Below are 14196 nucleotides of genomic sequence, written 5' to 3' on the forward strand. Positions count from 1 at the left end.
GCGGTGGAGCAATCCACCGCCATTTTCATATCCTTGTCACGCCGGCCTAGTAACGAACCTCATGCTCAAGCTGAAAATGCGCGAAAAACCGTTTCCAGAGCTTTCCTACGCCAATGCGCGCCAGCCCGCGCTGACGCGCTGGGTCATCCATTCCATCGAGGGCCTGTCGGGCCGCGACCGCTATGCCGCGCTCTATGATTTCTGGCGGCGCCAGGTGGTGCCGACCGGCGAGCGGATTTTCAGCCGCATGCTCGATCTGATCGACGTTCGTGTGCGCACCACCGATCCATGGCCGCCGCAAAAGCTGCCGGACACGCCCCTGGTCATGGTCGCCAACCATCCGTTCGGTATTGGCGACGGCATCGCCGTCCTGTCGCTGGCCGAGCAACTGGGGCGTCCATTCCGGGTGATGATCCACAAGGACCTGCTCAAGATCAGCGAGATGGAACCCTATTCGCTGCCGATCGACTTCTCCGAGACCAAGGATGCGCTGAAGAACAACATGGCGGTGCGCCATGAGGCGGTGCGGCTGCTCAAGGAGGGCGTCACCATCGTGGTGTTTCCAGCCGGCGGTGTCGCCACCGCGCCGAAAGGCTTTGGCCGGGCGCGCGACTTGCCATGGAAGATGTTTCCGGCTCGTCTTGTCCAGGACGCCAAGGCTTCGGTCGTGCCGATGCATTTCTCCGGTCAGAACGGCAGGCTTTTTCACCTTGTCAGCGGGCCGATGAACATGGCCGAGCGTGATGGCCGCGTGGCCAAATTCGTCGGCAAGGCGTCGTTGACGCTGCGCATTTCACTGCTGATCCACGAGTTCGCGCGCCTGTCCGGCAAGGGGATCGATGTGCGTGTCGGTGATGTGCTGACCTGGGGAGAGCTGGAGCCGCTGCGCGACCGCAAGGCGCTGCTTGAGCGGCTGCATCGCGGTGTCTTCGACCTGGCGCCGGCCATGCCGCGCCGGCGGCTTCCGTTCCTGCCCGCGCGCAACAAGCTCGCCGCTTAATCGGCGCCTTCTTCAGGGTCCATGGCCGCTGCCTCGGTGGCCAAAACCTCGATCTCCTGGTTCTGTCCACCCACGACCGTGAAATCTTTCTGGTAGATGCGGTCGCGGTTCTTGGCGATGATGGTGTAATCGCCTTCGGCTAGCACCATAGAGGCGAAGGCGCCGACGGTCTCCTTGATCGGGTCGCCGGATTCATTGAGCAGCGACCAGGATGTGTCGGCGATCGCCTCACCACCAGCCTCGCGCACCAGCTTCATCGTCATTTCAGCTGCGTGATGCTCGACTGTCGCTTCGGTGAGTTTGCCCGCTTCGACGCGGATATCGGAGCGGATGACGGCGTTGACCGCGCCATAAGTGGAAACGACATGGTAGACGCCGGCGTTGAGACGCACGACGCTGTTCGGCGCCACGTCGGGGATGATCAGCGCACGGTCGCCATTTGCCTCGGGTTGCCCTTCATAGATGGAAAAGCGCAGCTTCTTCGGTGGTATACGCACGCCGCCCGACAACACGGCATCGAGCTTGAGGCCGCCGGCATCGAGCACGAGGCTCTCGCGCTTGGCGTCCTTGCCCACCGTGATGCGCTTGGTGGCGCCGGCCCGGCCATAGGAGGCGTGGACCAGATAGCTGCCGGGCTCGAGCTGGAACACGGCGGTGCCGCCATGCGCGGAGGCGACCATCGGCAGTTTGCCATTCACCGCTTCGGGCTTGAAGACGCGCCAGACAATGCCGCGCGAAATGTCGGTGCCCTTATCGGTCAGCTGGGCCGAGAGGGTAATGGCGCCGCCACCGCCAAGCGCCAGCGGTGTGTCGCTTTTCGGCGTCGCATAGCTTGAAATGCCGGGAAGTTTCAGGTCGCTAACGCCGTCCGCGTTCTGCGCGAAAGCGACGGAGGACGGCGCCACGAACAGCGCGGCGCAGAGCCAGATCAGGAAAAGACGCAGTGTCCCCTCAAACATGCCTTGCGTTGAAGCCCATGGCGGTGGCAATTTCAAGGCTTAAGAGTCTGATCGACCTCTGTTAGACGACTCTTCATCCGGCGCACCCGCGCCAATGCCCGAGCCGCTCGAATTCCCGATGGCGCGCTTCAGCTCAAAATTCAGGAGAATTGCGCCCATGGCCTCGCCCATCATCGACTTCCTTTTGACCCGGAACTCCGCACCGATCCTCGATCTCAAGGAGCCGGCCCCCAGCGACGCTGATATCGCGACCATGATCGCCGCCGCCGCGCGCGTGCCCGATCACGGCCGGCTCGAGCCTTGGCGCTTCATCATCTATCGCGGCGAGGCGCGCGCCGAGATCGGCAAGCAACTCGCGGCTCTGGCCGAACAGCGGGAAGGGCCATTGCCCGACGGCCGCCGCAACCAGGAACTGGCGCGGTTTTCGCGCGCGCCGCTGGTCATCGGCGTGGTGTCGGTACCGAAAGAGAATCCGAAAATCCCGCAATGGGAAATGTTCCTGTCGGGCGGCATGGCGGCGATGAACCTGATGATCGCGGCCAATGCGCTGGGTTATGGCACCAACCTGATCAGCAACTGGTATTCCGATGTGCCGGAGGGCAGGGCGCTGCTCGGGCTGGCGCCGCAGGAGCGCGTCGTCGGTTTCATCCATATCGGCTCGTACCAAGGCCCGGCGCCGGAGCGTCCACGGCCCGAGACGGCAAAGCTCTATGCTGACTATTCGGGACCGTGGAAGGGATGAACCTTCTCCCGGTCGTCAAAGTCGGGCTCAACATGCGAAAGCGATTCCCCTTTATTTAAACACGCGCTAAGAGCACGGGCATCGGTGACGCGTTTGGGGTGACGCGTCGACCTTGGGACATTGCGGGGCAGCGGCTACATGAAGAAACGAGATTCGCTGGGAACCCGGCTGCGCTATGCGTTCGACAAGAGCATGGCTGCGGGACCGATCGCGCTAATTGGCTGGCTTGCGGCTCTTTCTCTGGTCATCATCATCGCTGCCGCGACTTTCCTCGCTGTGACCCGCATCGCGCCGCAAGGTGGCGAACCGCTTGGCTTTTTAGAAGCGTTCTGGGAATCGCTGATGCGCTCCATCGATTCCGGCACGATGGGCGGCGACACCGGCTGGGCTTTCCGTCTTGTCATGCTGGTGGTCACGATTGCGGGTATCTTTGTCCTGTCGACCCTTATCGGCATCCTGAGCGCCGGCGTCGACGGCAAGCTCAATGAATTGCGCAAGGGCCGTTCGCGGGTGCTGGAGACCGATCACACAATCATCCTCAACTGGTCGCCATCGATCTTCGACGTCATTTCCGAACTCGTCATTGCCAATGCCAGCCGCCGCCGCCCGCGCATCGTCGTCATGGCCAATATGGACAAGGTCGAGATGGAGGACGAGATCGCGGCCAAGGTTGGCAAACTGGGCAACACGCGCATCATCTGCCGCAGTGGCGATCCGACCGATCTCTACGATCTCGCCATCGTCAATCCGCAGACCTCGCGGTCGATCATCGTGCTGTCGCCGGACGGCGACGATCCGGATTCACAGGTCATCAAGTCAGTATTGGCGTTGGTCAACGATCCGAGCCGACGCACCGACCCCTACAACATCGCCGCCGAGATTCGTGACGGCAAGAATGCCGATGTCGCCCGCGTTGTCGGCGGCGCCGAGGTACAGCTCGTCCTGGCGGACCAGCTGATCTCGCGCATCGTCGTGCATTCGAGCCGCCAGTCGGGCCTCAGCGGTGTCTATTCGGAACTGCTCGATTTCGACGGCTGCGAAATCTACACGACCGAGCAATCTGACCTTGTCGGCAGGACCTTCGGCGAGGCGGTGATGGCCTATGAGCACTGTGCATTGATCGGGCTTTGCGACAGCAACGGACGCGTCTCCCTCAACCCGCCGTCGGATCAGCTTATCGGCAAGGGCAGCCGCGCCATCATTATCGCGGAGGACGATGCCGCGATAAAGCTGGGGAGCGCCAAGGTCGCGTTTGATTCGGCGGCCATCGTGAGCCAGCAGCCCATCGAGGCGAAGCCGGAGCGTACGCTGATCCTCGGCTGGAACCGGCGCGGCCCGATCATCACTTATGAATTGTCACGCTATGTTGCGCCCGGTTCCACGCTGACCATCGCCGCCGATACGCCCGGCCTTGAGCGGGAAGTTGCCGAGCTGCCCGTGGCCGGCGACAATCTGTCGGTCTCCTGCCGTATCACCGACACGTCGAGCAGCACCGCGTTGGCAAGCTTGAACGTTCCTTCCTACGACCACGTGCTTGTGCTCGGCTACAGTGAAACCATGGCGGCGCAGCCAGCGGATACGCGCACGCTGGTGACGTTGCTGCATCTGCGCAAGATCGCGGATGATGCCGGCCTGCACATCAGCATTGTCAGCGAGATGATCGACGTGCGCAACCGGGAGCTCGCGGCGGTGACCAAGGCCGATGATTTCGTCGTCAGCAACAGGCTGGTCAGCTTGATGCTGGCGCAGGCCTCCGAGAACCAGTATCTCGCCGCGATCTTCGATGAGTTGCTCGACGAGAAGGGCTCGGAAATCTACATGCGGCCGGTCGCCGGCTATGTCGCCATCGACAAGCCGCTGACCTTCTGGACGATCGCGGAATCGGCGCGGTTGCGTGGCGAGATCGCCATAGGCTATCGGCGTATTCGCGCAGGTGACGCTGACCAGCGCGCGCTGGGCGGCGTCACCGTCAACCCGCTGAAGTCGGAAGCGTTGACCTATCTGCCGGAAGACCGGATCATCGTGCTGGCGCGGGACTGAGGCGCACGCTGGCGGGCGTATGGGCTAAGCCGAAATCCCGGCTGCCCTGGCTCGCGCCAGAAGCCTTTCGGCCAGCCGCAGGTGCGGGCGGTCATACATCTTGCCGTCGATGCCGACGACACCGGGATTGCCTGCAGCCTCGAACGCGGCGACGATTGACGCCGAGTGTTTCACCGCCTCTGCGAAAGGCGTGAAGGCTGCATTGATGACCGGTACCTGCGCCGGATGGATCGCCATCTTGCCGGTGAACCCGTCGCGCTCCGCCTCGGTGCATTCCGCCTCGAAAGCAGCCATGTCGCGAAAGTTTGGAAAGACGGTGTCGATCGCGGCGACTTCCGCGGCGCCGGCGGCAAGGATCGTCATGGTGCGGGCGAAGCGGAACACATCAGTGTAGCGGCCGCGTTCATCGCGGGCGGCACGCGCGCCGATCGATGCCGACAGGTCTTCCGCGCCCCAGGTGAGGCCGGCGAGCCGTGTGTTAGTGCCGGCATAGGTCGCCGCCGCCAGCACGCCCGCCGCCGTCTCGGTGATGATCGGCAGGACCTTTATCCCACCGTCCGGCAGGCCGTTTTCGGCCTCACGAACCCTGAGTTTTGCCGAGAGGTGTTGCACATCCTGGCCGCTGTTCGACTTCGGTAAGATGATGCCGTCGGGCCTGGCCGCCACCAGCGCCGCCAGGTCATCATCGGTCAGCCCGGTCGACAGGTCGTTGACGCGCACGTAGATCGCCGCGCTGGTCTGTTGCCGGTGCCCGACGATGAAATGCGCCGCGATTTCGCGCGCCAAAGCCTTGTTCTGAGGTGCCACGGAATCCTCAAGATCGACGATGACCACATCGGCGCCCGCGCCAAAGCCCTTCTCCAGCTTCTTTTCGGAATCGCCAGGGACGAACAGCAGCGAACGCATGCGTCAGGCCACCTTCTTCAGCATCATCGCTTGCCTGATGCATTTGGCGACGAGATCGCCGTTTTGGTTATAGGCCCGATGCTCGAACTCGACGATGCCGCGATCCGGCTTCGATTTCGATTCTCGCACCGAGATAACCGTGGTCTCGACCCGGATGGTGTCGCCATGAAACACCGGATGCGGAAACACGGTTTCCTTCATGCCGAGATTGGCGACAGTGGTTCCGACGGTGATGTCGTTGACCGAGATGCCGATCATCAGCCCAAGTGTGAAAAGCGAGTTGACCAGCGGTCTGCCCCATTCGCTCTTGGAGGCGAAGTCGAAGTCGATATGAAGCGGTTGCGGGTTCAGCGTCATCACCGAAAACAGCATGTTGTCGCTTTCGGTGACGGTCTTGCGCAGCGTGTGCTGGAAGACATGGCCGACAACGAACTCTTCCAGATAAAGCCCGGCCATGTCGATCTCCTGTGCTGCTCACGGGTTGATAAGCGCTGCATACGGCGCTCGCAAGCCAGTTAATGAACATGGTGAACCGTTCGTAAACCATTTCTGCCTACCGTCAGCGTTGGGGCCAGAAGCATTCTGGCAAGGGGCGTAAGCAGGCGGCATGGTTGTTTCGCATTTCTTGAAATGGATTTACACGGCCAGGGTTTCCGAGCGCGCCGCTGCGGCCAATGCGCTGGCCAGGGCATACGTCAACTCCGACCTGCCGTTCGAGGACCGCTGCGCGGCCGAGGCGGCGTTGACGCTGCTGCTGGACGATGCCTCCTCGAAGGTACGGCTGGCAATGGCCGAGGCTCTGTCCATGAGCCCTCATGCGCCGCTGCAGATCATCAGCGTGCTCGCATCCGATCAGCCGGAAGTGGCTGGCGTGGTGCTGGCGCGCTCGCCACTGCTTACTGACGCTGACCTGATCAACCGGGTGGCTTCGAGCCAGAAGGCGACGCAAAAACTAATCGCCGACCGGCCGTCCGTCTCGATGGCATTGTCGGCGGCCATCGCCGAGGTCGGCGAAGCCGAAGCCTGCGCCGTACTGTTGGCCAATGACGGCGCCGATATCGCCTCGCTCAGCTTCCGCCGCATGGCGGAGCGCCATGGTCATTTGCCCTTGGTGCGCGAAGCGCTGATTGCCGACCCGCGCCTGCCGGCCGATTGCCGTCATATGCTGCTGGTCAAGCTTGGGGAGACGCTCAAGAGCTCGCCGCTGGTCATGGCGTTGATGGGCGCCGCGCGCGCCGATCGCGTCATGCGCGACGCCTGTGTCAAGGCTTCGGTGACGCTGATCGAGGGCACGCGCCAGGAGGAACACTCCGCTCTGATCGAACATCTGCGCCTGCGCGGCGATCTCACGGCGAGCTTCCTCATTCGCACCATCGCGCATGGCAAGGTCGATTTCTTCGGATCGGCACTGGTCGCGCTCAGCCAGCAGTCCGAGCCGAGGGTGAGGGCACTGCTGGCGGGTGGCCATGATGTGGCCTTGCAGGCGCTCTTTCGCAGCGCCGGCCTCGCCGCCGCCACCCATGCCGTCATCCTGCGTTCGCTGAAGATCTGGCGCGAGGTCGCCAACGGCAAACGCGTCGCCGGCGTGCAGGAAGTCAGCTGGCTGATGCTCAAAGAGCTGGGCGGGCAGGCCGCCGAAGGCGATCTTGCCGCACTGGTCAAGTCGATCCATCTCGACGCGCTGCGGGAAAATGCCCGTGGCCATGCGCTGGCGATCGCCGCTGCCTAAACCAAGGCGCTCAGGCGCGTTGCTTGGCGTAAAATGCCGGGAAATCCTCCATGGCCGCTGCAATGATCCGCAGCGAGGCGGCAATCTGCAGCATTTCACCGGTTTCGTTTCGCTGGGCGATGCCTGCCGCGTATTGCCTGGCGACGGCAATGGTCGACGTGTCCGGTTCGCCAGGGGCTCGAAAGAGCAGTTCTCGCGCCAAACCCCGCAGAAAGGTCGAAATTGAAAGCGCTGTCTCTGGCGGGATTGCTGTGGCCTGCTGGGCGCTCCGCAAGCGCAGGATTTCAAGGCCAACGGTGACGGCGGCCACGCTGCCGCCGAGAACCGCATCGCCTCTCTTGCCGGCATTTTGCACCAGCGGCATCAGCTGGTTGATCCGGTCATAGGCAAGGCTCTCGAAGGCCGAGCGTCTTGGCACGCGCTCATGCAGGCAAAGCCGCGCCAGGTCCTCCCGCATCGCCCGCACGATGCGGTTGGCCGCCAGCCAGGGGTCGGCGGGGAGCACGACGATGAAAACGCCGATCGCCAGAAGGATGCCGACCAGGACCGATGCCGACCCGGCGAAGAATAGGCCGGGGTCGTAGACCATCGCCTGATGCGGGTTGAGGAAGGCGAGGAAATTGATGGCGAAGGCGGTGGCGACGCCGACATAGCGTGGGTTGGCCATTGCCAGCGCTGTAGGCACCAGGATCGGCACGACGAAGACCGTGAACCAGGCGAATCCAGGCAAAGCCGGAAGCGCGACCTGGCCGACGAGAAAGGCGAAGGGCAGGGCGAGCAATGTTCCCCTGAAGAACCCCCAGGAAACTTGCACGGGGTCGGGCCGTGCCGCGAACAGGCTGGAGACGACGGCAACGAGAATGACGGTGCCCGCCGTTTCGGTCCACTTCGTCGTCAGCCAGAAAGCCGCGACCAGCAGTGTTGCAAGGGCGGCGCGCACCGCGTTGCGCCATGCTCCCTGATGGTCGCGATGCACCAAAAGGGCAGGTTGCCTGCGGTCACGGGCCGGGCGGACGACGGGTGCGCGCAAGGCATCAAGGCCACGCAGCACCTGCTTCAAGGCTTCGGCGAAGTCGGCGGCGATTGTGAGGCGCGTGATGGTGCCGACCCTGTCGTCGCCCTGGTCCACCGAGGCATCAGGCATTTGCCGCGCCTTGCCGGCGATGGCATCAAGCCGTGCCACCCACGGCGTTGTGTCGTCCAGCGCGCCCGGTTTGGCCGCCAGCTCGCTGACCAGGGCCTGCAACTCGCCGCGCACCGGAATGAGAGCCGCGTTTTTCGGCGCCGCGTGCGAATGCAGCGCACGTGCCGCCGACAGCGCCGACAGAAGCTGGCCGATGGTGCGGCGGACCGGATGCGCACGTGTGGCAAAACTCGGCGCTTCCAGCCGCGCGTAGGCGCGCATTTCGCCGAGCGTCTGGGTGTCGGCGACCAGCTTGCGGTGGAGTCCGGCGAGGGTTGCCACATCGCCGCCTGAGAACGCGCCGCCGGCATAGACAGCGAGATCGAGAATGCAGCGTTTCAGCCTCGATATGATGGCGTTGCTGGCCAATTTGGGCAGGATCAGCCGGCTGGTCAGGCCGGCACAGACGATGCCGAGCACGATCTCGGCGCAGCGGGCGATAGCGAGATCGACGACGAGGTGCGGTTGACCGAAGGCGGGCAGGGCGATGATCATCGCGGTATAGCCGGCGAGCGCCGCGCCATAGGCTTCGGGGTTGCGCAGCAGCGACGAGACAAAGGTGCAAAGGCCGATCCAGACGGCCAGTGCTGTCACCAGCACCCAGGGACTGGCGCCGAACACGGTGGTGATGCCGACCGCCGCCAGGCCGCCGGCCAAAGTGCCGAGCAACCGGTAGAAACCCTTGGCCAGCACCATCCCGGCGACCGGCTGGGCAACGATGAACACCGTCATCATCGCCCATTGCGGGTGGTCGAGCTTGAGGGCATAGGCGGCCAGCAGCGCGATCAAGCCGGCCGAAACGGTGCGCAGGGCAAAAATCCAGTCCGAGCGCGTCGGCTGCGTCAGCCCGGTAAGCCTTGTATCGACATAGTCTTTCAGCTGCGGCGAGATCACATGCTGGTCTCCGTGTCAGAAGCGCAAGCTAGACCGGTCGCGGCTCAGATATCCAGCACTTCCGTTTCGGCGAATTCGGCGCGCTCCTGGATGAAGCGGAAGCGGGCTTCGGGCTTGGTGCCCATCAGCGCGTCGACCGCATCCTTGGTTGCCGCCTCGGCATCAATCACGTCGATCCTGAGCAGCGTGCGCTTCCTCGGATCCATGGTGGTTTCCTTGAGCTGGGCAGCCATCATTTCGCCCAGGCCCTTGAAGCGGCCAAGCTCGACCTTGCCGCGCCCGGTGAACTCGGTGCGCAAAAGCTCGTCCTTGTGCGCGTCGTCCCGGGCATAGGCGATCTTGCCGCCTTGCCGGAGCGAGTAGAGCGGCGGCACCGCCAGGTAGAGATGGCCGCCACGTATCAGCGCCGGCATCTCCTGATAGAAGAAGGTGATCAGCAGCGAGGCGATATGGGCACCGTCGACATCGGCGTCGGTCATGATGATGACGCGGTCGTAGCGTAAGTCCTCGTCGCGGTATTTCGACCGCGTGCCGCAGCCAAGCGCCTGGATCAGGTCGGAAATCTGCTGGTTTGCGGCGAGCTTGTCGTTGCCCGCGCTCGCGACGTTGAGAATCTTGCCGCGCAGCGGCAGCACGGCCTGACTGGCCCGGTCGCGCGCCTGCTTGGCCGAGCCGCCGGCGGAGTCACCTTCGACGATGAAGAGTTCGGCGCCGGCCGCGGCGTTCTGTGTGCAGTCGGCGAGCTTGCCGGGCAGCCGCAGTTTGCGCACCGCGCTCTTGCGCGACACTTCCTTTTCCTGGCGCCGGCGCACCCGTTCGTCGGCGCGCGCGATCACCCATTCGAGCAGTTTCGATGCTTCCTGCGGATTGTCGGCGAGCCAATGATCGAACGGGTCGCGGATGGCGGTTTCGACAATCCGGATGGCTTCGATGGTCGCCAAACGGTCCTTGGTCTGGCCGACGAATTCCGGTTCACGGATGAATACCGACAACATGCCCGCCGCCGAGATCATCACGTCCTCGGAGGTTACGATCGAAGCGCGCTTGTTGCCGACGAGGTCGGCATAGGCGCGCAGGCCGCGTGTCAGGACGTTGCGGAAACCGGCCTCGTGCGTGCCGCCTTCGCCAGTCGGGATGGTGTTGCAGTAGGAATTGATGAAGCCGTCGCCGCCGAACCAGGTCACCGCCCATTCGAGCGAGCCATGGCCGCCTTGCTTTTCGCTCTTGCCGGCGAAGATTTCGCGCGTCACCTGGAAGTCGTCGCCAAGCGATGCCTTGAGATAATCCTTGAGGCCGCCGGGGAAATGGAACGCGGCCTTGGCCGGCGTCTGATCCTTTTCCTTGATCAGCGACGGATCACAGGTCCAGCGGATCTCGACGCCGCCGAACAGATAGGCTTTCGACCGCGTCATACGGTAGAGCCGCGCCGGCTCGAACGCCGCGCCCTTGCCGAAAATCTGCTCGTCGGGGTGGAAGCGGATCTTGGTGCCACGCCGGTTGTGGACTTCGCCGAGCTGCTCCAGGCCGCTCACCGGAACGCCGCGCGAAAAGCGCTGGCGGTAGAGCTGGCGGCCACGCGCGACCTCGACCTCGAGATGATCCGACAATGCGTTGACCACGGATACGCCGACACCGTGCAGACCGCCGGAGGTTTCGTAGACCTTCGAGTCGAACTTGCCGCCCGAATGCAGCGTCGTCATGATGACTTCGAGCGCCGGCTTCTTGAATTTCGGATGTGGGTCGACCGGAATGCCGCGGCCATTGTCGGTGACGGCAAGATAGCCATCGGCGGAAAGCTCGACATCGATGAAGGTGGCATGGCCGGCGACTGCCTCGTCCATCGAGTTGTCGATGACTTCGGCGAACAGATGGTGCATCGCCTTGTCGTCGGTGCCGCCGATATACATGCCCGGCCGCCGCCGCACCGGCTCCAGCCCTTCCAGCACCTCGATGTCGGCGGCACTGTAGCCTTCGCTGCCATCCTTGGCTGGCGCCGGGCGCTTGACGGCCGCCTGCACCAACGGATCAGCCGGGCGCGCCGACGGCCGAACCGGCTGTGGCTGCTTGTCCATGCTGCCGAAAAGATCGTTGTTGTCGTCCATGCCTGCCATAGGGTCCGGTGCTGCGAATCACGTCGCGATACTGCCACGCTTTTCAGCGGCAAGCGACGGAGGTTCCTGTTCCGTTCGGGGATTTGCCCTCTCTTATCCCAAAACCATTCGATAACCAAGCCGGCGGAAATAGGCCGAAGGCGGCCGTCGGGCATTCCTGATTATTTAACAATGCCGCCTAGCGTGAGGCCAACAAAACAAGAAACTGCGGGCATCAGGGGTTTCGGCGTGAGGGGCAAGGCCATAACGATGATCGGAATCGCCGCCGTTTTCGGCGCGATCTCGATTTTTTGCCGCGGACTTCTGGGTCAAGAGCCAGGCCAAGGCCGATGCCAATGAGAAGACGGCATCGATCCCGGTGCCTGAAACGCCCAAGATCGAGTTCAAGACGATCGTGGTGGCGAACGCGCCATTGCGCTACGGCATGGTGCTCGACCGGGCCACGCTCAGCCAGATCCCCTGGCCGCAGGATTCCGTGCCACAGGGCGCGTTCACCACGGTTGATGCCTTGCTGGCCGAGGGCGGCCGCGTCGTGCTGTCGCCGATCGAGATCAACGAACCGGTGCTGCTCAGCAAGCTGTCCGGTCCCAATGGCCGCGCGACGCTGTCCAACATGCTGTCGCCGGGAATGCGGGCGGTCACCATCCGCATCGATGAGATCGCCGGTGTCGGTGGTTTCGTCACACCGGGCGACCGTGTCGATGTCGTGTTGACACGCGATGCCGGCGCAATCCAGGAAGTGGCCAAGAACGCGCAAGGTGCCGCCGGTTCGACGGTCACCTCGGAGATCGTCGTTGCCGACGCCAAGGTGCTGAGTGTCGGGCAGGGCGCGGACGAGCGCCAGACCGCACCGCAGATCGCCAACTCAGTGACCATCGAGGTGACGACCGATGGCGCGCAGAAGGTCGCACTTGCCCGCACCGTGGGCTCGTTGTCGCTGTCGCTTCGGTCGGCCAGCGAAGGCGGCGACGGCAAGAACGGCGTTACCACCATTTCCTCGTTCGGTGGCTCGGTGGCTTCGAGTGTCCAGGCAGCGGCGGGTTCGCTGTTCAACGCGGTGGCTAAGGAGCCGGAGAAGCCGAAGTTCAAGACGATCATCGTAACGCGCGGCACGAAGGCCGAGGAATACCAGGTTCCTTCGCGAGATCAGAAATAAAGACCGGTGGGGACCGGACGGGACGGGACAATGGTGATGCACAACACATTTCGGATGGCAAAGAGGCTGCTGGCTTTGCGCGGCTTGGCGATGGCGGCCACGCTGGCGATGAGCGGCATGCTGGCGTTCTCGCCGTCGGCCAGGGCCGACAACGACATTGTCTATGTGTCGTCGACCAAGAATGCATCGATCAAGGTAGCCAAGGGCAAGCCGAAGACGGTCATGACCAGTGCCGCCTTCTACCAGATCGTCATAGGCGATCCGGAGATCGCCAACGTCAACCCGCTGACCGACAAATCCTTCTACGTGCTGGGCAACAACCTTGGCACCACCGGCATCGCGCTCTTCGACGAGAAGAAGCAGCTGGTCGGCACCGTCGACATCGAAGTGACGCTCGACACCGACCAACTGGCAAGCACCATCCGCGCCAGCGTGCCGGATGCCAACATCAAGGTTGGTTCCGCCAATGGCCGCGTGGTGCTGTCGGGCGAGGCGGATGACGCGGTCGCCGCGGACAAGGCAAACAAGATTGCAACGCGCTTCTCCGGCAATGAGGAAGTGATCAATTCGGTCAATATTTCGTCGTCGCAGCAAGTTCAGCTCAACGTGCGCTTCGTCGAGATCAACCGTCAGGCTGGGCAGGCGCTCGGTGCGAAATACAGCGCAAACTTCGCCTACGGTCTCGGCGGGCGTGACGTTTCGCTGGATCCAGGCAACGTGCCAGCCGCAGGGAATGGCGAGATCATCGGCCGGCTGTTGTCGAATGGTGTCTCAATCGATATCGCCATCAAGGCGCTGGAAGATCACGGACTCGCCCGGCGGCTGGCCGAACCAAACCTGATTGCCCGTTCGGGCGAGACCGCGAGTTTCCTTGCCGGCGGCGAATTCCCGATCCCGGTTTCCGAGGACAATGGCAAGATCTCGGTCAGCTACAAGAAATACGGCGTCAGCCTCGATTTCAAGCCGACCGTGCTCAAGGACGGGCTGGTCAGCCTGGATATCGCTCCTGAAGTTTCGTCGATCGATGCATCGGCCTCCTACAATATCGGCAGCATTTCAGTGCCGGGCTTCATTGTGCGCCGTGCCAAGACGTCGGTCGATCTGAAGAACGGCCAGAGCTTCATGATCGCCGGACTCCTGCAGTCGCAGAACGACATCACCACGTCGCGGCTTCCCGGCCTGGGCAAGCTGCCGGTGCTAGGCTCGCTATTTTCGTCGAAGTCCTACCAGCGGCGTGAGACCGATCTGGTGATCATCGTCACCCCCTATCTGGTCAAGCCCGTCGATCCATCCAAGAAGCTTGCCGAACCGACCGATGGCACGCAGGCGGCCAGCAATGTCGACTATTTCCTCAACAATACCGAGGAAGTGAAAGCGTCCGATGGCAATCGCGCGCTGGCCATGGCCGACGGCAGCGCCGCGCAGCCGACACCCATCACCACCGTCGGGCATTTCCTCGACCTGCCGAAGGACTGA

The 14196-nt window shown here is 63.2% G+C and carries 11 protein-coding genes; 6 read left to right on the top strand and 5 right to left on the bottom strand.

Translation table 11 applies throughout. The features are described from left to right. Positions 1-61 precede the first annotated feature (61 nt). Positions 62-1000 (top strand): lysophospholipid acyltransferase family protein, encoded by a 939-nt coding sequence (locus GA829_RS19755; RefSeq protein ID WP_195174363.1) that lies wholly within the window; start codon positions 62-64, stop codon positions 998-1000. Here GA829_RS19755 and GA829_RS19760 read toward each other — a convergent pair. Next, the gene (locus tag GA829_RS19760) at positions 997-1959 is read right to left on the bottom strand and encodes a hypothetical protein (protein WP_195174364.1); all 963 of its coding nucleotides are present in this window, start codon (positions 1957-1959) and stop codon (positions 997-999) included. The genes GA829_RS19755 and GA829_RS19760 overlap by 4 nt on opposite strands. 157 nt (positions 1960-2116) lie before the next feature. On the opposite strand from GA829_RS19760, the gene GA829_RS19765 reads away from it, so the two are divergent. Beyond that, positions 2117-2701, top strand: coding sequence for a nitroreductase family protein (locus GA829_RS19765; RefSeq protein ID WP_195174365.1), 585 nt, complete (start codon positions 2117-2119; stop codon positions 2699-2701). Positions 2702-2839: 138 nt separating this feature from the next. Further along, positions 2840-4741, top strand: a complete 1902-nt coding sequence (locus GA829_RS19770; RefSeq protein WP_195174366.1) for a CASTOR/POLLUX-related putative ion channel — start codon at positions 2840-2842, stop codon at positions 4739-4741. A gap of 24 nt (positions 4742-4765) precedes the next feature. On the opposite strand, the gene GA829_RS19775 is transcribed toward GA829_RS19770, so the two are convergent. Both GA829_RS19775 and GA829_RS19780 read right to left on the bottom strand, forming a co-directional pair. Next, positions 4766-5647, bottom strand: a complete 882-nt coding sequence (locus GA829_RS19775) for an HpcH/HpaI aldolase/citrate lyase family protein (protein ID WP_195174367.1) — start codon at positions 5645-5647, stop codon at positions 4766-4768. Between the two features lie 3 nt (positions 5648-5650). Beyond that, on the bottom strand, positions 5651-6103 hold the full coding sequence (locus tag GA829_RS19780; protein WP_195174368.1) for a MaoC family dehydratase: 453 nt from the start codon (positions 6101-6103) through the stop codon (positions 5651-5653). 151 nt (positions 6104-6254) lie between these two features. Here GA829_RS19780 and GA829_RS19785 point away from each other — a divergent pair, with 151 nt between their 5' ends. Beyond that, the gene (locus GA829_RS19785; protein WP_195174369.1) at positions 6255-7376 is read left to right on the top strand and encodes a DUF2336 domain-containing protein; all 1122 of its coding nucleotides are present in this window, start codon (positions 6255-6257) and stop codon (positions 7374-7376) included. A 10-nt stretch (positions 7377-7386) separates the two neighbouring features. Here the strand turns inward: GA829_RS19785 and GA829_RS19790 are convergent, their stop codons facing one another. Both GA829_RS19790 and parE read right to left on the bottom strand, forming a co-directional pair. After that, positions 7387-9453, bottom strand: a complete 2067-nt coding sequence (locus GA829_RS19790) for an FUSC family protein (protein WP_195174370.1) — start codon at positions 9451-9453, stop codon at positions 7387-7389. A gap of 44 nt (positions 9454-9497) precedes the next feature. Continuing rightward, positions 9498-11555, bottom strand: a complete 2058-nt coding sequence (parE, locus tag GA829_RS19795) for a DNA topoisomerase IV subunit B (protein WP_195174371.1) — start codon at positions 11553-11555, stop codon at positions 9498-9500. Between the two features lie 361 nt (positions 11556-11916). Here parE and cpaB point away from each other — a divergent pair, with 361 nt between their 5' ends. Continuing rightward, a complete protein-coding gene (gene cpaB, locus GA829_RS19800; RefSeq protein WP_258052347.1) occupies positions 11917-12720 on the top strand; it encodes a Flp pilus assembly protein CpaB in 804 nt (267 codons plus the stop codon). 54 nt (positions 12721-12774) lie between these two features. After that, positions 12775-14196, top strand: coding sequence for a type II and III secretion system protein family protein (locus tag GA829_RS19805; RefSeq protein ID WP_374940428.1), 1422 nt, complete (start codon positions 12775-12777; stop codon positions 14194-14196).

The sequence above is a fragment of the Mesorhizobium sp. INR15 genome, assembly GCF_015500075.1.
Classification (GTDB): domain Bacteria; phylum Pseudomonadota; class Alphaproteobacteria; order Rhizobiales; family Rhizobiaceae; genus Mesorhizobium.

What these genes read in the sequence shown, in the direction of transcription:
- GA829_RS19755 (WP_195174363.1), top strand. Translation starts at nt 62, where the DNA reads ATGCTCAAGCTGAAAATGCGCGAAAAACCGTTTCCAGAGCTTTCCTAC.
- GA829_RS19760 (WP_195174364.1), bottom strand. Translation starts at nt 1,959, where the DNA reads ATGTTTGAGGGGACACTGCGTCTTTTCCTGATCTGGCTCTGCGCCGCG.
- GA829_RS19765 (WP_195174365.1), top strand. Translation starts at nt 2,117, where the DNA reads ATGGCCTCGCCCATCATCGACTTCCTTTTGACCCGGAACTCCGCACCG.
- GA829_RS19770 (WP_195174366.1), top strand. Translation starts at nt 2,840, where the DNA reads ATGAAGAAACGAGATTCGCTGGGAACCCGGCTGCGCTATGCGTTCGAC.
- GA829_RS19775 (WP_195174367.1), bottom strand. Translation starts at nt 5,647, where the DNA reads ATGCGTTCGCTGCTGTTCGTCCCTGGCGATTCCGAAAAGAAGCTGGAG.
- GA829_RS19780 (WP_195174368.1), bottom strand. Translation starts at nt 6,103, where the DNA reads ATGGCCGGGCTTTATCTGGAAGAGTTCGTTGTCGGCCATGTCTTCCAG.
- GA829_RS19785 (WP_195174369.1), top strand. Translation starts at nt 6,255, where the DNA reads ATGGTTGTTTCGCATTTCTTGAAATGGATTTACACGGCCAGGGTTTCC.
- parE (WP_195174371.1), bottom strand. Translation starts at nt 11,555, where the DNA reads ATGGACGACAACAACGATCTTTTCGGCAGCATGGACAAGCAGCCACAG.
- GA829_RS19805 (WP_374940428.1), top strand. Translation starts at nt 12,775, where the DNA reads ATGGCAAAGAGGCTGCTGGCTTTGCGCGGCTTGGCGATGGCGGCCACG.